21 protein-coding genes are annotated in these 19,941 nt (G+C 70.3%); 4 read left to right on the top strand and 17 right to left on the bottom strand.

Going from position 1 to position 19,941, the window contains the following annotated elements; genetic code table 11:
- Nucleotides 1-86 precede the first annotated feature (86 nt).
- Complete coding sequence (locus ACFVHK_RS04705; RefSeq protein WP_376927823.1) at nt 87-1,301, bottom strand: DUF4192 family protein; 1,215 nt, start codon at nt 1,299-1,301, stop codon at nt 87-89.
- A 200-nt stretch (nt 1,302-1,501) separates the two neighbouring features.
- On the opposite strand from ACFVHK_RS04705, the gene ACFVHK_RS04700 reads away from it, so the two are divergent.
- Both ACFVHK_RS04700 and ACFVHK_RS04695 read left to right on the top strand, forming a co-directional pair.
- Nucleotides 1,502-1,993: a methylated-DNA--[protein]-cysteine S-methyltransferase gene (locus ACFVHK_RS04700; RefSeq protein ID WP_376927822.1), complete on the top strand. Its 492-nt coding sequence runs from the start codon at nt 1,502-1,504 to the stop codon at nt 1,991-1,993.
- Nucleotides 1,990-2,631 (top strand): DNA-3-methyladenine glycosylase I, encoded by a 642-nt coding sequence (locus ACFVHK_RS04695; protein WP_376927821.1) that lies wholly within the window; start codon nt 1,990-1,992, stop codon nt 2,629-2,631. Before ACFVHK_RS04700 ends, ACFVHK_RS04695 begins: the two co-directional genes overlap by 4 nt.
- Before the next feature lie 14 nt (nt 2,632-2,645).
- Here ACFVHK_RS04695 and ACFVHK_RS04690 read toward each other — a convergent pair whose 3' ends face one another.
- The 14 genes from ACFVHK_RS04690 to prmC form a co-directional block, all read right to left on the bottom strand.
- Nucleotides 2,646-3,404, bottom strand: a complete 759-nt coding sequence (locus ACFVHK_RS04690) for a YaaA family protein (RefSeq protein WP_376927820.1) — start codon at nt 3,402-3,404, stop codon at nt 2,646-2,648.
- Complete coding sequence (locus ACFVHK_RS04685; RefSeq protein ID WP_129233364.1) at nt 3,404-3,976, bottom strand: AAA family ATPase; 573 nt, start codon at nt 3,974-3,976, stop codon at nt 3,404-3,406. The genes ACFVHK_RS04690 and ACFVHK_RS04685 overlap by 1 nt, the downstream gene beginning before the upstream one ends.
- A gap of 10 nt (nt 3,977-3,986) precedes the next feature.
- Nucleotides 3,987-4,247 (bottom strand): F0F1 ATP synthase subunit epsilon, encoded by a 261-nt coding sequence (locus ACFVHK_RS04680; protein WP_129233363.1) that lies wholly within the window; start codon nt 4,245-4,247, stop codon nt 3,987-3,989.
- A 2-nt stretch (nt 4,248-4,249) separates the two neighbouring features.
- Nucleotides 4,250-5,707, bottom strand: coding sequence for a F0F1 ATP synthase subunit beta (atpD, locus tag ACFVHK_RS04675; RefSeq protein WP_129233362.1), 1,458 nt, complete (start codon nt 5,705-5,707; stop codon nt 4,250-4,252).
- Between the two features lie 27 nt (nt 5,708-5,734).
- Entirely contained in the window at nt 5,735-6,643 is a 909-nt protein-coding gene (locus tag ACFVHK_RS04670; protein ID WP_376927819.1) for a F0F1 ATP synthase subunit gamma, read from the bottom strand.
- Between the two features lie 88 nt (nt 6,644-6,731).
- Nucleotides 6,732-8,369: a F0F1 ATP synthase subunit alpha gene (gene atpA / locus ACFVHK_RS04665; protein ID WP_129233360.1), complete on the bottom strand. Its 1,638-nt coding sequence runs from the start codon at nt 8,367-8,369 to the stop codon at nt 6,732-6,734.
- Between the two features lie 97 nt (nt 8,370-8,466).
- Nucleotides 8,467-9,258 (bottom strand): F0F1 ATP synthase subunit delta, encoded by a 792-nt coding sequence (locus tag ACFVHK_RS04660; RefSeq protein ID WP_376927818.1) that lies wholly within the window; start codon nt 9,256-9,258, stop codon nt 8,467-8,469.
- A gap of 3 nt (nt 9,259-9,261) precedes the next feature.
- Nucleotides 9,262-9,825: a F0F1 ATP synthase subunit B gene (locus ACFVHK_RS04655; RefSeq protein WP_376927817.1), complete on the bottom strand. Its 564-nt coding sequence runs from the start codon at nt 9,823-9,825 to the stop codon at nt 9,262-9,264.
- A gap of 28 nt (nt 9,826-9,853) precedes the next feature.
- Nucleotides 9,854-10,087, bottom strand: coding sequence for an ATP synthase F0 subunit C (gene atpE / locus ACFVHK_RS04650; protein ID WP_022888426.1), 234 nt, complete (start codon nt 10,085-10,087; stop codon nt 9,854-9,856).
- 45 nt (nt 10,088-10,132) lie between these two features.
- Nucleotides 10,133-10,930, bottom strand: coding sequence for a F0F1 ATP synthase subunit A (gene atpB / locus ACFVHK_RS04645; protein ID WP_376927816.1), 798 nt, complete (start codon nt 10,928-10,930; stop codon nt 10,133-10,135).
- Between the two features lie 355 nt (nt 10,931-11,285).
- Nucleotides 11,286-11,765: a hypothetical protein gene (locus ACFVHK_RS04640; protein ID WP_376927815.1), complete on the bottom strand. Its 480-nt coding sequence runs from the start codon at nt 11,763-11,765 to the stop codon at nt 11,286-11,288.
- A complete protein-coding gene (locus tag ACFVHK_RS04635) occupies nt 11,762-13,054 on the bottom strand; it encodes an MraY family glycosyltransferase (RefSeq protein ID WP_376927814.1) in 1,293 nt (430 codons plus the stop codon). The genes ACFVHK_RS04640 and ACFVHK_RS04635 overlap by 4 nt, the downstream gene beginning before the upstream one ends.
- Nucleotides 13,051-13,911: an L-threonylcarbamoyladenylate synthase gene (locus tag ACFVHK_RS04630; RefSeq protein WP_376927813.1), complete on the bottom strand. Its 861-nt coding sequence runs from the start codon at nt 13,909-13,911 to the stop codon at nt 13,051-13,053. Before ACFVHK_RS04630 ends, ACFVHK_RS04635 begins: the two co-directional genes overlap by 4 nt.
- A gap of 59 nt (nt 13,912-13,970) precedes the next feature.
- Nucleotides 13,971-14,810, bottom strand: coding sequence for a peptide chain release factor N(5)-glutamine methyltransferase (gene prmC / locus ACFVHK_RS04625; protein ID WP_376927997.1), 840 nt, complete (start codon nt 14,808-14,810; stop codon nt 13,971-13,973).
- Nucleotides 14,811-14,945: 135 nt separating this feature from the next.
- Here prmC and cysK point away from each other — a divergent pair, with 135 nt between their 5' ends.
- Complete coding sequence (cysK, locus tag ACFVHK_RS04620; protein ID WP_376927812.1) at nt 14,946-15,881, top strand: cysteine synthase A; 936 nt, start codon at nt 14,946-14,948, stop codon at nt 15,879-15,881.
- A gap of 30 nt (nt 15,882-15,911) precedes the next feature.
- The gene (gene epsC, locus ACFVHK_RS04615; protein WP_376927811.1) at nt 15,912-16,505 is read left to right on the top strand and encodes a serine O-acetyltransferase EpsC; all 594 of its coding nucleotides are present in this window, start codon (nt 15,912-15,914) and stop codon (nt 16,503-16,505) included.
- A gap of 78 nt (nt 16,506-16,583) precedes the next feature.
- Here the strand turns inward: epsC and prfA are convergent, their stop codons facing one another.
- Complete coding sequence (gene prfA, locus ACFVHK_RS04610) at nt 16,584-17,660, bottom strand: peptide chain release factor 1 (protein WP_376927810.1); 1,077 nt, start codon at nt 17,658-17,660, stop codon at nt 16,584-16,586.
- A gap of 3 nt (nt 17,661-17,663) precedes the next feature.
- Nucleotides 17,664-19,805, bottom strand: a complete 2,142-nt coding sequence (gene rho / locus ACFVHK_RS04605) for a transcription termination factor Rho (RefSeq protein ID WP_376927809.1) — start codon at nt 19,803-19,805, stop codon at nt 17,664-17,666.
- Between the last annotated feature and the right edge of the window lie 136 nt (nt 19,806-19,941).

Genomic DNA, 19,941 nt, shown 5'->3' with positions numbered 1-19,941 from the left:
CGTGAGCGAGCCGCTCCGATGAAGCGCCCGGACCCCTGGGGTCCGGGCGCTTCATCGTCCTGTCGGTAGAGCCCCGCGTTCCCGCGCTACACGGCGTCGTCCGAGGCCGGTCCCGGCCCGGGCGCGGGGGTCGAGAACGCCCACTCCGGAAGCTCGCCGAGGGCGAGGAAGCGATGCAGGAGCCCGGCCATCGTATGGTCGGGAGTCTCCGAGAGTGCGATGTCGATGAACGCGCCCGCCGCGGATCCACGACCGAGCGCCCATGAGAGCCAGGCCGCGATGCAGAGCGCACCGGTGCGGCGGCCGGTCGGGGCGTTGGCGATGGCGGTGGCCAGGACCTCGAGTATCGCGCGCACCCGATCCGCATCGGGTCGGATCGTCGAACGACCGAGCATGAGCCTCGACAGGACGCCGTCTCCGCACTCCTTTCCGTCCGGGCCCGGCGCGTCCGGCGCGGCGCCGCCGACCGATTCGTGGACGGGCGCCACCCGTGGGTGCCGGCACGCCTCGTCCGCAGAGTCCAGCGCGAGTTCCCCGACGACCGGCCCGAATGCCGCCTGGAGCATGATCGCGTCGCGGATGGCCGGCTGCGCGGCGAGCTCGAGGAGCCAGGCGAGCTCCTCGGCAGTGCCGCGCCCAGGCGCAGCGGCGATCCGTTCGACGAGGACGATCGGATCCACGGCGTCGCCCAGCGCGCGCTCGATACGTCGGAGCGTGCCCTCCCGCGCGTCCCCGACGAGGTCGTCCATCCCGTCGAGGAGCTCGCGGATGCGCGCGGCGAGTGCGGGTGTCGGCTCCGGGATCCGGACGAGGTCGACGGCGGAGTCGACGATGCCCGCGGCGAGCTCCGTCACCTCCCTCCACGCCGCCGAGACCGCTCCGCTCTCCTCGATGAGGCGGAGCGCCCGCCCCCTGGTGGGAAGGTGGGCGTCGAACAGCGAGCCCCAGCCGTTCGGGGCGACCGTCAGCGCGTCGCGGACGACGAATCCGGCGCGCTCGGCACGTTCGACGACGCGTTCCAGGATGTCGCGCTGCGGAAGGCCCTCCCCGTCGAACGGCCGCTCGCCGTACGCGATGGGGACGATCCCGTCGACGCTCGGGATCCGGCAGAGCGTCCCGAGCAGCGACGCCACGACGTCGTCGGCCCGGGCGGGATCCGGCAGGTCGTACCGGAGCACCGCCGACGTGCGGCTGCCGTCGAAGGCGACGCACACGAGCGACCGTGCCGGCCGATAGCCGGCGAGGACGGGGACGAGGGCGAGGAAGTCGTGCGCAGCGCAAGCGCGGATGATGGTCGTCATGCGGGCATGGTCGTGCGAGTGCCGGCGATGCCGCCGGCCGATCTCCGGACCCGGTGACCCACACGATGTGCGCGGGGATGTGGAGGACGGCTCCGGTCCGCCCGTGCGGACCTGCCCTCCACATCGACGCATTCCGTGCCGGATCCTGCGGTGTCCGATTCCCGCCAGTCGATGACGGATGCCCCGCCTATCCTCGAACCATGAACTCCCCGTATCTCATCCGTCTCGCCAGCCCGATCGGGCGGATCGAGCTCCAGGCCGACGACCGAGCGCTCACCTCGCTCGCGATCGAGCGCGACGGTGCGCTTCCGCATGACGACCTCCCGGAGCGCACGTCGCCCCTGCTCGAGTCCGCACGTGTCGAGCTCGAGGAGTACTTCGACGGCCGGCGCACGAGCTTCGGCCTCCCCGTCCGGCTCGATGGCACGCCGTTCCAGCGCGCCGTCTGGGCCGAGCTCCAACGCCTGGGCTGGGGCGAGGCGACCTCCTACGGTGCCCTCGCGGCGGCCGTCGGTCGTCCGGGCTCCGCTCGCGCGATCGGCGGGGCCGTCGGCGCCAACCCGATGCCGATCATCGTCGGCTGCCACCGCGTGCTCGCGTCCGACGGTCGGATCACCGGCTACTCGGGCGGCGAGGGGATCCCGACGAAGCTCTGGCTGCTCGGGCACGAGCAGATCGGCTTCGCGGCGTGACCGGGCCCGCCCGGCCCGACGTCGTCGTCGGCGACGACGGACTCGCGCGATGCGCGTGGGGCGCCTCGGATCCCGAGTACCGGAGGTACCACGACGAGGAGTGGGGCACTCCCCAGCACGACTCCGACGTCCTGTTCGAGAAGCTCTGCCTCGAGGGCTTCCAGGCGGGGCTCTCGTGGATCACGATCCTGCGGCGCCGTCCGGCCTTCCGCGAGGTCTTCCACGGCTTCGACCCGGAACGCGTCGCCGCGATGGACGCGGGCGACGTCGAGCGACTCCTGGGCGACGCCCGCATCATCCGCCATCGGGGCAAGATCGAGGCCACGGTCTCGAACGCGCGAGCGACACTCGCCCTCGACGGCACGCTCGACGAGCTGCTGTGGGGGTTCGCGCCGCCGCCGCGCCCCGCGCCGCTCGTGAGCTTCACCGAGGTTCCGGCGACGACCACGGAGTCGACGGCGCTCAGCCGGCGCCTGCGCTCGCTCGGCTTCCGCTTCGTCGGACCGACCACGATGTACGCGCTCATGCAGGCGATGGGGATGGTCGACGACCACCTCGCCGGATGCCATCGCTCCGCGCAGGCACGACCCGGTGCGCCGAACGCCACGCCGTCAGCGTTCGCCGCCGACGGCGTCTGATCGGGCGAACGTGATCAGGCGACGAGTTCGAGCTCGACGGGTGCCGCAGTCCGCTCGACGCCGAGCTCGAGTCGGAACCCGGCGTCGGCACTCCACGCCATCAGGTCATCGCGCGTCTCCAGTGCGGGGCGCGCTTCCAGCAGTGCACGGGTGAAGAGGCCCTTCGCCCGCTTGTTGAAGTGGTTCAGTGCCCGTCGGCGCCCGCCCGAGTCGACGGACACGACGCGGAGGAACACCGAATCGGGACGGACGGGAGCGGGACCGAGCTCGACGTAGCCCTCCGAACGGAGGTCGACGATGAGTCCGGGCTGCCCGGCGAGCACGCCGCGGATCGGTTCACGCCACTGCGACTTCAGACGCAGATCAGGCAGGCGCGAGTCGTGCGAGAGTCGGTAGGCCGGGATGGGATCGGCCGCGCCGACGATGCCGAACAGCGCCGAGTGCACGGCGACGTGCTCGGCCGCGTACGCGCGCGCCGCGCGATCGAGGCTCGCGACGTCGAGGGCGTCGTACAGGACGCCCGTGTACCGGTCGAGCGCGGGCATGGTGGGCGAGGTCCACAGCTGACGGTTGCGATCGACCTCGGCAGCCTGCCGCGGGCCGAGCTTCAGGGCGCGCATCATCGCGTCGGCATCCGCAGCCAACTCGGACGTCGTCGTGAGCACCCGCTGCCGTGCATCGCGAAGCGACGGAAACGAGAGCGCGTCCAGCGACAACGCGAGCGGATCGCCTCCGTCGCGCTTCGTCTCGGAGGGCGGCAATAGGAGGAGCACTACTCGGCGATGAAGGCCAGCGCGGCCTCGACGTTCACGCCCAGCGCCTCCACGCTGTCGATGGTCACCCGAGGGAGCGCAGAGGACGGGCCCGTCCACGGCGCGTACCCGTCGAGGCTCTGCTCGACGGCACGCCAGGTGGTCTCATCGAGGTGCGGAAGGTTGCGCTCGCGCTTCTCGAGTCGCTGCTTGTGCACGGATGCGTCGGAGCACACGACCTCGATGACGCGGAGGGGCACCTCGGCGCGCTCAGCCAGGTCGCGCCACTGCAGGCGTGCCGACTCCGCCGCGTTCACGGCATCGACGATCACGGTGCGGCCGGAATCGAGTTCCTTCTCCGCGATCTGCTCTGCGACCAGGTATGCGGCCAGTCCCGTCGGCTGGTCGGCATCGATGCCGGCACGCAGGATCGCGGACTCGATCGGATCGACGGACACGACCGTGGCGCCGAGGCGGGCGCCGACGATCTCACCGATCGTCGACTTGCCCGCTCCCGGCAGCCCGGCCATGACGATCAGCTGCGTGACGCTCAGGTCACCGAACTGACGGTCGAACGACTGCTCCCCCTGCATCCGCGCTCCCTCAGGCGAGGGCGGCGCGCGACGCGACGACCTGCACCGCGTCGGACTGTACCGAGAGGAACCCGTCCTCCGCGGTCGCGGTGATCTTCTCGCCGCCGGGCAGGGTGACGCGCACCTCGCCGCCGGCGAGGATCGCGAGCATCGGCTCGTGACCCGGCAGGATGCCGATCTCGCCTTCGACGGTGCGCGCCACCACCATGCTCGCCTCGCCCGCCCAGACTTCCTGGTCGGCCGCGACGACGCTCACGTTGAGGGCGGCCATGGTCAGCCGTTCTCCTTCTGGATCTGCGCCCACTTCTCCTCGACGTCGGAGATCGGGCCGACGTTGAAGAACGCCTGCTCGGCGACGTGGTCGAAGTCACCACGGGCGATCGCGTCGAACGACTCGATGGTGTCCTTGAGCGGGACCGTCGAACCCTCGACACCCGTGAACTTCTTCGCCATGTAGGTGTTCTGCGAGAGGAACTGCTGGATGCGGCGCGCGCGCGACACCGTGATCTTGTCCTCCTCGGAGAGCTCGTCGACACCGAGGATCGCGATGATCTCCTGCAGCTCCTTGTTCTTCTGGAGGATCTGCTTGACGGTCGTCGCCACGCGGTAGTGGTCCTCGCCCAGGTACCGGGGGTCGAGGATGCGCGAGGTCGAGGTCAGCGGGTCGACCGCGGGGTAGAGACCCTTCGACGCGATCTCGCGCGAGAGCTCGGTCGTCGCATCGAGGTGCGCGAACGTCGTCGCCGGCGCGGGGTCGGTGTAGTCGTCGGCAGGGACGTAGATCGCCTGGAGCGAGGTGATCGAGTGACCGCGCGTCGAGGTGATGCGCTCCTGCAGGACGCCCATCTCGTCGGCCAGGTTCGGCTGGTAGCCCACCGCCGACGGCATGCGACCGAGCAGGGTCGACACCTCGGAACCCGCCTGCGTGAAGCGGAAGATGTTGTCGATGAAGAGGAGCACGTCCTGCTTCTGCACGTCGCGGAAGTACTCCGCCATGGTCAGCGCCGAGAGGGCGACGCGCAGACGCGTCCCCGGGGGCTCGTCCATCTGCCCGAAGACGAGGGCGGTCTTGTCGAAGACGCCCGCCTCCTCCATTTCGTGGATGAGGTCGTTGCCTTCACGCGTCCGCTCGCCGACGCCGGCGAACACCGAAACACCGCCGTGGTCCTGCGCGACTCGCTGGATCATCTCCTGGATGAGGACCGTCTTGCCGACGCCCGCACCACCGAACAGGCCGATCTTGCCACCCTGCACGTACGGGGTGAGCAGGTCGATGACCTTGATGCCGGTCTCGAAGAGCTGGGTCTTGGACTCGAGCTGGTCGAAGCTCGGCGGCTTGCGGTGGATCGGCCAGCGCTCGGTGATCTCGATCGTCTCGCCGGGCTCGCCGTTCAGCACCTCGCCGATCACGTTGAAGACCTTGCCCTTGGTCACGTCGCCGACGGGCACGGAGATCGGCGCACCGGTGTCGTGCACCTCCTGGCCGCGGACGAGGCCATCGGTCGGCTTCAGGGCGATGGCACGGACGACGTCGTCGCCGAGGTGCTGGGCGACCTCGAGCGTCAGCTTCGTCGTGTCCTCGCCGATCGTGATGGTCGTCGTGAGGGCGTTGTAGATCTCGGGGATCGAGTCGTGCGGGAACTCGATGTCGACGACGGGGCCGGTCACGCGGGCGATGCGGCCCACGGCGCCCGTCTTGTCCTGGACTGGCGCGGTTGCGGTGTCAGTCATGTTCTCTTCCTTCTGGCTGAATCTTGGCTACTTCGAGGAGGAGAGCGCGTCCGCTCCACCCACGATTTCTGCGATCTGCTGCGTGATCTCGGACTGGCGGGCCTCGTTGGCCAGTCGCGTGTAGTCCGTGATCAGCTTGTCGGCGTTGTCGGTGGCCGACTTCATCGCCTTCTGCGTGGCCGCGTGCTTCGCGGCGGCCGACTGCAGCATGGCATTGAAGATGCGGCTCTCGATGTACACCGGGAGCAGTCCGTCGAGGACGGTCTCGGCGTCGGGCTCGAACTCGTAGAGCGGGAAGACCTCCGCCTTGCCCGACGGCGCGGCCTCCTCCTCCGCCTCGACGACCTCGAGCGGCAGCAGTCGCGTGACGACCGGAACCTGCGTGATGCGGCTGACGAACCGGTTGTAGACGATGTGGATCTCGTCGACGCCCCCGTCGGCGCTGTCGCGGAGGAAGGCCTCGAGGACGGCGTCCGCGACCTCCTTGGCCGTGTCGAACTCGGGGTTGTCGGTGCCGCCGATCCAGCTGCGCTCGTAATCGCGGCGGCGGAACGAGAAGTACCCGACCGACTTGCGGCCGATCAGGAAGTACACGACCTCCTTGCCCTGGCTGCGGAGGAGCTCGGCGAGCTCCTCCGACTCACGCAGGACCTGCGAGTTGAACGCACCCGCGAGACCGCGATCCGAAGTGAAGATCACGATCGCGGCGCGGTCGACCCGCTCGGGCTCGGTCGTGAGCACGTGCGAGACGTTCGAGTAGCTCGCCACCGCGGACACCGCGCGCGTGATCGCGTCGGAATACGGCGTCGACGCGGCGACGCGCGCCTGCGCCTTCTGGATCCGCGAAGCGGAGATGAGCTCCATCGCTCGCGTGATCTTCTTGGTCGTCTGCGCCGACTTGATCTTCTGGCGGTAGACCCGAAGCTGCGCTCCCATGTTTCTCCTGTGTCCTGGCTTCCTGTTCCTGAGGCTCTCGGTGCGGCCGATGGCCCGTCCCCGAGAGCCTCAGGGACGGCGGAAACGACTAGCGACGACCCTTGACGATCTTCTCCTGGCCGACCTCTTCCTCGTCGATCGCCTCGAACTTCTCGCTGCCGACCGAGGCGAGCGGCTTGCCCTCGCCGGTCTGGAACTCGAGCTTGAAGTTGTCGACCTCGGACTCGAGGGTGGCGACCGTCTCGTCGGAGAGGACGTTGGACTCGCGGAGGTCCGAGAGCACCGACGTGTTGCGGCCGAGGTAGTCGAGGAACTCGCGCTCGAAGCGCAGGATGTCCTCGACGGGGACCTCGTCGAGCTTGCCGTTGGTGCCGGCCCAGATCGAGACGACCTGCTCCTCCACCGGGTACGGCGAGTACTGCGGCTGCTTGAGCAGCTCGGTCAGGCGCGCGCCGCGCTCGAGCTGGCGGCGGCTGGCCGCATCGAGGTCGGATGCGAACATCGCGAACGCCTCGAGTGAGCGGTACTGCGCCAGCTCGAGCTTCAGCGTGCCCGAGACCTTCTTGATCGACTTGACCTGCGCGTCGCCGCCGACTCGGGACACCGAGATGCCGACGTCGACCGCCGGACGCTGGTTCGAGTTGAACAGGTCGGACTGGAGGAAGATCTGGCCGTCGGTGATCGAGATCACGTTGGTCGGGATGTAGGCCGAGACGTCGTTGGCCTTGGTCTCGATGATCGGGAGACCGGTCATCGAGCCGGCGCCCAGCTCGTCCGAGAGCTTGGCGCAGCGCTCGAGCAGACGGGAGTGCAGGTAGAAGACGTCACCCGGATACGCCTCGCGGCCCGGCGGGCGGCGGAGGAGCAGCGACACGGCGCGGTAGGCCTCGGCCTGCTTCGACAGGTCGTCGAAGATGATCAGGACGTGCTTGCCGGCGTACATCCAGTGCTGGCCGATCGCCGAGCCGGTGTACGGGGCGAGGTACTTGAAGCCGGCCGGGTCCGACGCGGGGGCCGCGACGATGGTCGTGTACTCCATCGCGCCGGCGTCCTCGAGCGCGCCCTTGACCGACGCGATGGTCGAGCCCTTCTGGCCGATCGCGACGTAGATGCACCGGACCTGCTTGGTCGGGTCGCCCGACTCCCAGTTGGCCTTCTGGTTGATGATCGTGTCGATCGCGATCGCGGTCTTGCCGGTCTGGCGGTCGCCGATGATGAGCTGGCGCTGGCCGCGGCCGACCGGGATCATCGCATCGATCGCCTTGATGCCGGTCTGCAGCGGCTCGTGCACCGACTTGCGCTGCATGACGCCCGGCGCCTGGAGCTCGAGCGCGCGGCGGCCGTCGGTCGCGATCTCGCCGAGACCATCGATGGGTGCGCCGAGGGGGTCGACGACACGGCCGAGGTAGCCCTCGCCCACGGGCACCGAGAGCACCTCGCCCGTGCGGGTCACCTCCATGCCCTCCTCGATGCCGGTGAACTCGCCGAGCACGACGACACCGATCTCGTCCTCGTCGAGGTTCAGCGCGAGGCCGAGCGTGCCGTCCGCGAAGCGGATGAGCTCGTTCGCCATGACCGAGGGCAGGCCCTCGACGTGGGCGATGCCGTCGGCCGCGTCGGTCACGTACCCGACCTCGGTCTTCTGCGCCGCGCCCGGCTCGTAGTCGCGGGCGAACTCCGAGAGAGCCGAACGGATCTCGTCGGGGCTGATGGAGAGTTCTGCCATTGCCATTTCCTTTTCTGAAGGGCCAGGCCCTGTTCTGTACCGCTTGTACAGCTACTGATGTGTCGCGGCGCAGCACGCCGGTCGTTGTCGGCCGGCGTCAGCCGGCGAGCTTCTGCCTCACGTCGCTGAGGCGGCTGGCGACGCTGCCGTCGATGACGTCATCGCCGATCTGCACCCGGACGCCGCCGAGGACGGCGGGGTCCACGATGGCGTCGAAGCGGATGCGGCGGCCGGCCTGGGCCCCGAGCGTGCGCTCGAGGCGGGCGATCTGGTCGTCGTTCAAGGGTGCGGCCGAGGTCACCGTGGCGACGTCGAATCCGCGCTGGTCGGCGAGGACGGATGCCGCGTGGCGCAGCATCTCTCCGATTCGACGGCCACGGGGGGACTGCACGAGGTGGCGGACGATCAGCGTCGTCGCAGGTGCCGCCTTCGAGCCGAGCAGCCGCTCGACGAGCGCGACCTTCGCCTCGGGGGAACCGAGCTTGGACCCGAGGGCCAGTTCGAGCTCGGCGTCGGACGCGACCGTGCGCTGGAACGCGTACAGCTCGCCGTCGACCTCCACCTCACCCGCGGCGTCCGCAGCCACCCGGAAGCCGAGTTCCTCGAGTCCGTCGAGGAAGTCGGCTGCGGAGGACCACCGCTGCGACGCCGCGCTCACGAGCAACGACGCCGTGGCCGGAGCCACCCTGCCACCGAAGACCCGCTGCACGAGCTCGGTCTTCTGGGCCAGGTCGGCCTCGTTGTCGGTGAGGGCGGTCCGCAGCTGCGGCGTGGCCGCGATCACCCGGGTCGCGGCGAGGAGGTCGCCAGCCACCGGGAGCTCGGCCCGGCCGAGCGCCGCGAGCTCGGCTCGCGTGCCGGCCAGGGCCTCTCTCGTTGCGCTGCCCATGGACTACTTCTTCCCCCCTGCGGCGGCCTGCTCGGACGCCTCGAGGTCGGCGAGGAAGCGGTCGACGACGGCCTTGGCCTTGGCATCGTCGGAGAGCGACTCGCCGACGACGCCCGATGCGAGGTCGATGGCGATGGTGCCCACCTCGGAGCGCAGCGACACCAGGGCCGACTGGCGCTCGGCCTCGATCTGCGCCTGCGCGCTCGCGTTGATGCGGGCGACCTCGGTCGACGCCTGTTCCTTGGCCTCGGCGACGATCTTCTTGCCGTCCTCGCGGGCGGACTCTCGGATCTTGCCCGCTTCGGCGCGCGCGTCGGCGAGCTGGGCGGTGTACTCCTCGAGGGCGGCCTCGGCCTTGCGCTGGGCCTCGTCGGCCTTCGCGATGTTGCCCTCGATCGCCTCGGCGCGCTCGTCGAGCAGCTTCTGCATGCGCGGAAGCGCGTACAGCCAGAAGAAGACGAGGATGATGGCGAAGCAGACCGCCGACCAGACGATGTCGTAGGTCGCCGGAAGCACCGGGTTTTGAGTCTCGCCCTCGGTTGCAGCTCTCAGCACTGCATGAAGCACGTTGGCCTCCTCAGTTGGGACGGGACGATCAGACGAAGATGAAGTAGGTCGCGATACCGATGAAGGCGAGCGCCTCGGTGAAGGCGATACCGATCCACATCAGCACCTGCAGGCGGCCGGCGAGCTCGGGCTGACGAGCCACGCCCTCGATGGTCTTGCCGACGACGATGCCGACGCCGATGGCGGGGCCGATGGCGGCGAGGCCGTAGCCGACCGTCGCGATGTTGCCGTTGATCTCAGCGAGAACGGTGGTTGCGTCCACGTTGGGGTTTCCTTTCTTGGGGTGTGATCGGGCGGGCGCCCTGGCTCAGTGCTCCTCCGCCACCGCGAGCTGGATGTAGACCGCGGTGAGGAGCGTGAAGACGTAGGCCTGCAGGACGGCGACGAGGATCTCGAACAGCGTGAACACGAAGCCGAAGGCCAGCGTTCCGACGCCGAGCAGGGTGTACCAGCCGCCGAGGTTGAAGATGAAGAACTGCGTCGCCGCGAAGAAGAGCACGAGCAGGAGGTGGCCGACGATCATGTTCATCATGAGTCGCAGCGTCAGCGTGACGGGGCGGATGACGAACGTCGAGATGAGCTCGATCGGCGTGACGATGATGTACACCGGCCACGGCACGCCCGAGGGGAAGAGCGAGTTCTTGAAGAAGTTCTTGGGGCTCTGCTTGATGCCGGCGTAGATGAACGTGACGTACGACACGATCGCGAGCACGAGCGGGACGCCGATGACGGACGTGCCCGCGATGTTCAGGCCCGGGATGATGCCGGTGATGTTCATGAACAGCACCATGAAGAACATGGACGTCAGGATCGGCAGGAACCGCTTGCCGTCCTTCTTGCCGAGCAGGTCGTCGGCCACGCCGACGCGGATGAAGTCCAGGCCCATCTCGACGATGCTCTGGAATCGGCCCGGGACGATGCGCATGCTCCGCGTGCCGAGCCAGAAGATCAGCAGCAGCGCCGCGACCGCGATGAAGCGGACGAGCATGATGCGGTTGATCTCGAAGGGCGTGCCCTCGAAGAGGAGGGCGCCGGGGAAGAACTCCTCGATCGACGGCCCGTGGAATTCACCATCATCGGTTGAAATCGGAACCAGCAGGTTCACAGCGTTCGCTAGCAGCGCTATCTCCTGTTTCGGGGCGTGGAGCTGGGCTCTCGCGTCGACGAACATGGAAACGGTTCGTGCCCATGCCGGAGCAGGGCGGAACCGTGGGGGATCGCCCCTACTGTAGCAAGACTTCGGCGCTCCGCCGAATCGCCACACGTCGTAGAAGTCACCGCCGACCGGGGAGCATGCCGATCGGCGCATGCCACGACGGATGCCACGACGCGTGCCACGACGAGCGCAACCCCGCGGCGCTCCCCCGCCGCCCCGCTCCGGACCTCGGCCCGCCCCCGGGAACGCGGCGCGGAGCGGACCTCCAGAACGCGGAACGCCGCCCCGTGGGGCGGCGTTCCGGTCAGTCGTCGGAGGGCGGTGGCGGCAGTTGCGCGTCGCTCGCGTACGGGAGCCGGGAGCGCGCCACGACGAGGACGTCGACCACGAGCGAGCCGATCACGCCCGCCACGATCGACAGGAAGAGCACGACCGGGTCGAGCCAGTCGACACCGCGCAGCAGCACCACGAGCACGATGAACACGATGAACTTCAGGAGCCATCCGCCGAGCACGATGCCGAAGAAGGCGCCGACGAACAGGTCGGAGCCGGCGAAGCGGTTGGCGAGGAGGATGCTCGCCCCCGTGATCCCCATGAACGCCACCGCGAGGAGCGTGCCGAGCAGCGCACTCACGAGCCCCTCGGTGCCTGCGAAGGCGAAACCGAGGATGCCCCCGACGACGGCGATGGCGGCGGCGATCGCCCCGCCCCAGACGAGGGCGCGGCGCAGGACCGGGTTGGAGGTCGGCGTGCGGTCTGCGGGGTCGCGTGGTGCGGTGGTCATCGGGCTCCTGTGGGGTGGTCGCCCTGGGCTGGGCGATCGGGGACGGGTCGGGGGTCGGCATCGCTGCGGGGGTCCGTCGCGGCGAGCTCGTCGAGGTCGGACGTCGAGCTGGTGCCCGCGGCATCCGCCTCAGCCGCCACGGTCTGGCGCTTGCGCCGACCGAGGGGCGCCAGGGTGAGCGCGGCGAGGACCACGAAACCGACGCCGATGAACAGGAACGCCCAGCCCGAGTCCACGCCGAAGTAGACGGGCAGCACGAAGGCGAGGAGGCACCCGAACGAGGCGACCGCGGTCCAGCCGTAGAAGATGAGCACCGCGTGCAGGTGGGAGTGTCCCATGTCGAGCAGGCGGTGGTGCAGGTGCTTCCGGTCGGCGGCGAACGGCGACTTGCCCGCGCGCAGGCGCCGGACGACCGCGAGCCCGAAGTCGAGCAGCGGGATCAGCAGCACCGCGAACGGGATGATGATGGGGATGAACGCCGGGAGCAGCTCATCGGTGCCGAGTTGCGACGGGTCGACCTGCCCGGTGACCGCGATCGCCGAGGTCGCCATGAGCAAGCCCACGAGGAGCGCGCCGGCGTCACCCATGAAGAGCTTCGCGCGATGCCAGTTCAGCGGCAGGAAGCCGGCGCACGCGCCCACGACCACCACCGCGAGCAGCGATGCGAGGTTGAAGTAGTTGGTCGGCGAGGTCTGCTGCACGAGCAGGTAGGAGTACAGGAAGAACACGCCGCTCGAGAGGAGCGCGACCCCCGCCACGAGCCCGTCGAGCCCGTCGATGAAGTTGATCGCGTTCATGACGAGCACGATCGTGAAGACCGTCACCGTCGCGCTCATCCACGACGAGCCCACGGTGATGCCGCCGTCGGGTGCGCCGATCGGCAGCGAGACGATCGACACGCCCTGCCAGGCGATCACGCCGGCGGCGATGAACTGGCCGGCGAGCTTGGTCAGCCAGTCGAGGTCCCAGATGTCGTCGGCGACGCCGATCGCCACGATGAGGCCCGCCGCGAGCAGGATCGCGAGCACCTGGAACGGATCCTGGAACACGATCTGCAGGTTCGCGAAGCGGGCGATGCCGAGTGACGAGATCCAGGCCGCCGCGGCGAACCCGACGAGGATGCCGAGGAACATCGCGATGCCGCCGAGCCGCGGCGTCGGCCGGGTGTGCACGTCGCGCTCGCGGATCTTCGGGTAGAGCCGGTACTTCAGGCTCAGCTTCCAGACCACCAGCGAGCCGGCGAACGTGACGACCGCCGTGACGAGCGCGAGCAGGACGAAGAGGGTCATGACGCGGCGGGATCCGCCCGGCCGGTCGGGGCCGCCGGCGCGTCGACGGATGCCTCGGGCGCGTCGCCCGCGGCCGTCGCATCGGGCGCGTCGCCCGCGGCCGTCGCATCCGCCTCGTCGTCCGCGGACGCGTCGTCGGAGGCCGCCGGAGTCGGGGCGCCCTCGGGAGCGAGCGCATCCTCGCCCACGACCGCCGCGATCCGCTCGCGCGAGATCACGCCGGCCCGCACGATGCGGAGCATGCCCGTGCCGTCGGCGCCGAGGCCGGTCGCGTCCACGATCGTCGAGGAGGTGTCGCCGGGGCGCTCGCCGATCGGGTCGTAGGCGACGCCGGCGGCGCCGCCGTCGAGGTAGACGGACACGCGATCGCCGAGCATGTCGGCGGCCTCGCCCGCGGTCGTGGCGGACGGCATGCCCGACAGGTTCGCCGACGACACCGCGAGCGGGCCGGTCTCGGAGAGCAGCTCGAGCGCGATGCGGTGGTCGGGCATCCGCAGGGCCACGGTCCCGCGGGTCTCGCCGAGGTCCCAGTGCAGCGAGGGCTGCGCGCGGAGGATGACGGTGAGCCCGCCGGGCCAGAACTCGGCCACCAGGGCGCGGACGGCGTCGGGCACGTCGGCCGCGAGGGCGTCGAGCGTGGGGATGCCCGGCACGAGCACCGGCGGCGGCGAGGTGCGCTCGCGCCCCTTCGCATCGAGCAGGCGCTGGACGGCCGCCGCGCTGAACGCATCGGCGGCGACGCCGTAGACGGTGTCGGTGGGGATGACGACGAGCTCGCCGCTGCCGATGGCGCGACGGGCCAGGCGCATGCCGGCGAGGAGCTCGGACTCGACCGAGCAGTCGTGGATGAGTGTCATGACCGCTCGATTCTAGACGGGACCGAGGGTCGGAGGCTGGGCGGGCGGATGCCTCGGCGTCAGCGGCGCGCGGTGGTCACCCGGTCGCGGCCGGTCAGGTCCCGGTGATGCGCGACGGCGTGCCATCCGTCGGCCTTCAGGATCTCGGCGATCTCGGCGGACTGCGTCTCGCCGTGCTCGATCATGAGCGCGCCGCCCGGGTGCAGCAGCACGAGCGCTCGCCGCGAGAGCACGCGCACGACGTCGAGGCCGTCCGGGCCACCGTAGAGCGCGTGCTCCGGATCGTGCAGGCGCACCTCGGGATCGCGCGGGATCGCGTCGTCGGGGATGTAGGGCGGGTTCGACGCGACGACCGCGACGCGACCCTCGAGCCCGGGAAGCGCCTCGGCGAGGTCGCCGAACACCAGCTCGAGGTTGGGCGCGGCGACCTCGTCGACGTTCCGCCGCGTCCACGGGAACGCCTCCGGGGAGTTCTCGACCGCGTGGACGCGGGCGTGCGGCACCTCGGTGGCCATCGACAGCGCGATCGCGCCGCTTCCGGAGCCGAGGTCGACGCCGATCGGCTCGGGTTCGGCGGCGGCGCGCAGCGCGTCGATCGCGAGCTGCGCGAGCAGCTCGGTCTCCGGTCGCGGGACGAAGACGCCGGGTCCGACGGCGAGCTCCAGGGAGCGGAACGCCGCGCGGCCGGTCAGGTGCTGCAGCGGCTCTCGGCGCGCGCGGCGCGCGGCGAGCGCGTCGAGGGCCGCGGCATCCGTCGTCGAGAGGACGTCGCCGACCACCAGGCGCGCGTGCACCCCTCCGCGCGAGAGGCCGAGCACGTGCCCGATGAGCAGGTCGGCGTCGACCTCGGCATCCGCGATGCCCGCCGCCTGGAGCGTGCGGACCGTCACGTCGCGCACCTCGCGGAGCGGTCTGGTCGCTGGCTCGTCGGGCGTCGCATTCACGCAATGGAATGTAACCCACTCCCGGCGCGTTCCCGCCGTCCGTATGCTGGTGCGCGGCAGGACGCCGCCGTCACGAGAGGGAACGAGATCATGGCCCAGGTCTACGAGAACATCACCGACGTCTTCGGGCGCACCCCGCTCGTCAAGCTGAACCGCGTGACGGATGGCGCCGGCGCGACCGTGCTCGCCAAGCTCGAGTTCTACAACCCGTCGGCGAGCGTGAAGGACCGCCTCGGCATCGGAATCGTCGACGCCGCGGAGGCCTCCGGCGAGCTCCGGCCCGGTGGCACGATCGTCGAGGGCACGAGCGGCAACACCGGCATCGCGCTCGCGATGATCGGCGCGGCGCGCGGCTACCGCGTCGTGATCGCCATGCCCGAGACCATGTCGAAGGAGCGGCGCGTGCTGCTCCGCGCGTACGGCGCCGAGCTCGTGCTCACGCCGGGGTCCGAGGGCATGAAGGGCGCGGTCGCCCGTGCCGAGCAGATCGCGGCGGAGACCCCCGGTGCGGTGCTGGCCCGCCAGTTCGAGAACCAGGCGAACGTGGACATCCACCGCCGCACCACCGCCGAGGAGGTCTGGGACGACACCGACGGCGGCGTGGACATCTTCGTTTCGGGCATCGGCACCGGAGGCACGCTCTCCGGCGTGGGGCAGATCCTCAAGCAGCGCAAGCCCGAGGTGCAGATCGTCGGCGTCGAGCCGCTCGAGTCGCCGATCCTGAACGGTGGCCAGCCCGGCCCGCACAAGATCCAGGGCATCGGGGCGAACTTCGTGCCCGCGATCCTCGACCGCGACGTCTACGACGAGATCATCGACGTGAACATCGACCAGGCCGTCGCGACCGCGCGCCGCCTCGGCATCGAGGAGGGCATCCTCGGCGGCATCTCCTCCGGTGCGACCGTGTACGCGGCGGCCCAGCTCGCCCAGCGGCCCGAGAACGCCGGCAAGACGATCGTCGTGATCGTGGCGAGCTACGGCGAGCGCTACCTCTCGACCGTCCTCTACGAGGACCTGCTGGACTAGGCGCTGCGGGCGATCTGGTTGACTGGACGGGTGGGAATCCTCGGCCGCCTCAGGGAAGACGTCACAACGGCCCGGTCCCACGACCCCGCCGCACGCAACCGCATCGAGATCGTGCTCGCCTACTCGGGCCTGCACGCGATCTGGGCGCACCGCCTCGCTCATCGCATGTGGCAGGTCCCGGTGCTCCGTCTGCCGGCGCGCGTCGTCTCGCAGTTCGTGCGCTTCCTCACGGGCGTCGAGATCCACCCGGGTGCCACGATCGGCCGGCGGTTCTTCATCGACCACGGCATGGGCGTCGTCATCGGCGAGACGGCGATCATCGGCGACGACGTGATGCTGTACCACGGCGTGACCCTCGGCGGGAAGGCGCCGCGGGGCGCCCCCCGCGGCGCGAAGCGCCACCCGACGCTCGGTGACGGCGTCACGGTGGGTGCGGGCGCGAAGGTGCTCGGCGACATCGAGATCGGCTCCGGCAGCGCGATCGGCGCCAATGCCGTCGTCACGAGGGGTGCTCCCCCGCATTCGCTGCTCGTCGGGATCCCCGCGGTCGCGAAGCCGCTCTCCCCGGCGACGGCGGATGCCGCGCGCGGCATGCACGACTGGCACGTCGACTTCCACATCTAGGCGCGCGAGACGACGCCGTCCGTGCGCATGACGCGTTCCGTCAGTCGCGCTCGGCGAACGGACGGATCGCGGGATCGCTCACTGGTCGCCGAGATCGGCGAGCCGCGCCTCCTCGTCGGCCTGGATCGCCGACTCGATGATGGGCTCGAGCGCGCCGTTCATGACCTGGTCGAGGTTGTACGCCTTGTACCCGGTGCGGTGGTCGGCGATGCGGTTCTCGGGGAAGTTGTACGTGCGGATCCGCTCGGAGCGGTCCATGGACCGGATCTGCGACTTCCGCGCGTCGGACGCCGCGGCCGCGATCTCCTCCTGCTGGCGCGCGAGCAGGCGGGCGCGGAGCACGCGCATCGCGGCCTCGCGGTTCTGCAGCTGCGACTTCTCGTTCTGCATGGCGACGACGATGCCGGTCGGGACGTGCGTGATGCGCACGGCGGAATCGGTCGTGTTCACCGACTGCCCGCCCGGGCCCGATGAGCGGTAGACGTCGATCTTGAGGTCGTTCTGGTTGATCTCGACCTCTTCCGGCTCGTCGACCTCGGGGAACACGAGCACGCCGGTCGTCGACGTGTGGATGCGCCCCTGCGTCTCGGTGACCGGAACGCGCTGCACGCGATGCACGCCGCCCTCGTACTTCAGGTGCGCCCAGACGCCCTGCGACGGGTCGGAGGCGTTCGATTTGATCGCGACCTGGACGTTCTTGTAGCCGCCGAGGTCGGACTCGTCGCGCTCGAGGAGCTCGGTCTTCCAGCCCTTCGACTGCGCGTACTGGATGTACATGCGCAGCAGGTCGGCCGCGAAGAGGGCGCTCTCGGCGCCGCCCTCGCCGCCCTTGATCTCCATGATCACGTCGCGCCCGTCGTCGGGGTCGCGCGGGATCAGGAGCCGGCGCAGCTTCTCCTGCGACTCCGCGAGGTGCTCCTCGAGGCCGGGGACCTCCTCCGCGAACGCCTGGTCCTCCTTGGCGAGCTCACGCGCCGCCTCGAGGTCCTCCTGCGCCTGCCGCCATGCGTCGTGCGCGGCGACGATGCGGCTGAGCTCGGCGTAGCGCCGGTTCACCCGCTTCGCACGCGCGGCGTCGGCGTGCAGCGCCGGATCGGCCAGCTCGTCCTGCAGCGAGGCGTGCTCGGTGATCAGTGCCTGGACGGACTCGAACATCGATCAGCGGTGGTCGGACTCGTGGCCGTGCCCGTTCCCGTTGCCGCCGACCGGTGCCGACTTCTGCATGAGCAGGAGGAACTCGGTGTTCGACTGCGTCTCGCGAAGGCGACCGAGCACGGCCTCGAGGGCCTGCTGCGGCTCGAGTCCTGCGAGCGCGCGACGGAGCTTCCAGGTGATCTTCACCTCGTCGGGCGAGAGCAGCATCTCCTCGCGACGCGTCGACGACGCGTTCACGTCGACCGCGGGGAAGATGCGCTTGTCCGCGAGGTGACGCGACAGGCGCAGCTCGGAGTTGCCGGTGCCCTTGAACTCCTCGAAGATCACCTCGTCCATCTTGGAGCCGGTCTCGACGAGCGCGGTCGCGAGGATGGTCAGCGAGCCGCCGTTCTCGATGTTCCGCGCCGCGCCGAAGAACCGCTTCGGCGGGTACAGCGCCGACGCGTCCACGCCGCCCGAGAGCACGCGTCCCGATGCGGGCGCGGCCAGGTTGTAGGCGCGGCCGAGGCGGGTGATCGAGTCGAGCAGCACGACGACGTCGTGACCGAGCTCGACGAGGCGCTTCGCACGCTCGATCGCGAGCTCCGCGACCGTGGTGTGGTCCTCGGCGGGGCGGTCGAACGTCGAGGCGATGACCTCGCCCTTGACCGTGCGCTGCATGTCGGTGACCTCTTCGGGGCGCTCGTCGACGAGCACGACCATGAGGTGGACCTCGGGGTTGTTGGTGGCGATGGCGTTCGCGATCTGCTGGAGCACGATCGTCTTGCCCGCCTTCGGCGGCGCGACGATGAGGCCGCGCTGGCCCTTGCCGATCGGTGCCACGAGGTCGATGATGCGCTGCGTGAGCTTCGTCGGCTCGGTCTCGAGGCGGAGGCGGTCCTGCGGGTAGAGCGGCGTGAGCTTCTGGAAGTCCACGCGCGCCGCGGCCTCGTCGGCCGTCTGGCCGTTGACCGAGTCGATCTTGACCAGGGCGTTGTACTTCTGGCGGCTGCTGCCCTCGCCCTCGCGCGGCTGCTTGATCGATCCGACGACCGCGTCGCCCTTGCGCAGGTTGTACTTCTTCACCTGGCCGAGCGAGACGTACACGTCGCTCGGTCCGGGCAGGTACCCGGTCGTGCGCACGAACGCGTAGTTGTCGAGCACGTCGAGGATGCCGGCGATCGGGATGAGCACGTCGTCGTCGAGGATCTCGGGCTCGACCTCGTCGCCCTGGCCCTGCCCGCGGCGCTTGCGGTCGCGGTAGCGGTTGCGGCGGCCGCCGCCCTCGCCGTCGGCCTGCTGGTCGCCGCCGCGGCCCTGCTGGTCGCCGCGGCCCTGAGCTCCACGACCGCCCTGCTGGTCCTGCTTGCCCTTGTCGGAATCGCCGCCCTGGCGGCCCTTCTCGGACTCGGACTGGCGGGCCTTGTCGCCGTCGGCCTGCTCGTCGGCACGGCGTCCGCCCTGCTGCTGGTCGGCCTTCTGCCCGTCGGCACGGTCGGCGCCGCCGCGACGACCGCGGTTGCGGCTGCGGCCCTGACGCTGCTCCGTGGGCTGCTCGGCCTTGCCGTCGCCCTCGCCTTCGCCGTCGCCGGCGTCGCCGGCGTCGGCGGCGTCGCCCTTCCGGCCTGCGGCGGTCGCGGCGGCGAGCTGCTCGCGCACGGCGGCACGTGCAGCCTCGCGGGCCTCGTCATCGGACGAGCCGCCGGCGGCGGGCGCCTCATCGGCACGAGCGTCGGCGGGCACGAGCTCGACGCCCGTCGTCCCCGCGTTCGCGTGGGACGCTGCGGCCGTGGCGCTCGTGGCGCGACGCGGCTGGCGGCCACGACGGGCGGGCTCGGCGGCCGGGGTCTCCGCCGCCGGTGCCTCCGCGGCCGGGGCCTCGGCGACAGGGGCGTCGGCAGCCACCTCGTCGACGGACGTCGCGGATGCCTCGGCGGGAGCCTCGGCCTCGGCGGGCGCTGCGGGGGCCGGCTCGACGACGACGTCGGCCTCGACGGCCGCGGTGCCGTCGGTGTGGGCGGAGATCAACTCCACGAGTTCTCCTTTTCGGCGCTTCGAGGCGCCCGCGATGCCGAGCGAGGACGCGAGCTCCTGGAGCTCGGCGACCTTCATGGTCGACAGGCGGGTGCGGTCCACGCGCTCCGCGTGGTCGGTTCCGTTGGTCACTGGGATTGTCCTTTCCCCTGGCCAGGTATTGGGGGTTGGCCGAGGAGAGCTGATCGCGGCACGTCGCAGACGTGCGCGCGAGGCGCAGATCTGCGCGATGGCGAAAGCATGAGATGCCGGGAATCGCACCGAACGG

The sequence above is a fragment of the Agromyces binzhouensis genome, assembly GCF_042672355.1.
GTDB classification, from domain to species: Bacteria; Actinomycetota; Actinomycetes; order Actinomycetales; family Microbacteriaceae; genus Agromyces; species Agromyces binzhouensis.
The sequence above is the reverse complement of the archived record's forward strand: the minus strand, read 5'-3'. Positions and strand labels throughout refer to the sequence as shown.

Coding starts and splice junctions, on each gene's coding strand:
- ACFVHK_RS04705 (WP_376927823.1), bottom strand. CDS start 1,301: ATGACGACCATCATCCGCGCTTGCGCTGCGCACGACTTCCTCGCCCTC.
- ACFVHK_RS04700 (WP_376927822.1), top strand. CDS start 1,502: ATGAACTCCCCGTATCTCATCCGTCTCGCCAGCCCGATCGGGCGGATC.
- ACFVHK_RS04685 (WP_129233364.1), bottom strand. CDS start 3,976: ATGCAGGGGGAGCAGTCGTTCGACCGTCAGTTCGGTGACCTGAGCGTC.
- ACFVHK_RS04680 (WP_129233363.1), bottom strand. CDS start 4,247: ATGGCCGCCCTCAACGTGAGCGTCGTCGCGGCCGACCAGGAAGTCTGG.
- atpD (WP_129233362.1), bottom strand. CDS start 5,707: ATGACTGACACCGCAACCGCGCCAGTCCAGGACAAGACGGGCGCCGTG.
- ACFVHK_RS04670 (WP_376927819.1), bottom strand. CDS start 6,643: ATGGGAGCGCAGCTTCGGGTCTACCGCCAGAAGATCAAGTCGGCGCAG.
- atpA (WP_129233360.1), bottom strand. CDS start 8,369: ATGGCAGAACTCTCCATCAGCCCCGACGAGATCCGTTCGGCTCTCTCG.
- ACFVHK_RS04660 (WP_376927818.1), bottom strand. CDS start 9,258: ATGGGCAGCGCAACGAGAGAGGCCCTGGCCGGCACGCGAGCCGAGCTC.
- ACFVHK_RS04640 (WP_376927815.1), bottom strand. CDS start 11,765: ATGACCACCGCACCACGCGACCCCGCAGACCGCACGCCGACCTCCAAC.
- ACFVHK_RS04635 (WP_376927814.1), bottom strand. CDS start 13,054: ATGACCCTCTTCGTCCTGCTCGCGCTCGTCACGGCGGTCGTCACGTTC.
- ACFVHK_RS04630 (WP_376927813.1), bottom strand. CDS start 13,911: ATGACACTCATCCACGACTGCTCGGTCGAGTCCGAGCTCCTCGCCGGC.
- cysK (WP_376927812.1), top strand. CDS start 14,946: ATGGCCCAGGTCTACGAGAACATCACCGACGTCTTCGGGCGCACCCCG.
- prfA (WP_376927810.1), bottom strand. CDS start 17,660: ATGTTCGAGTCCGTCCAGGCACTGATCACCGAGCACGCCTCGCTGCAG.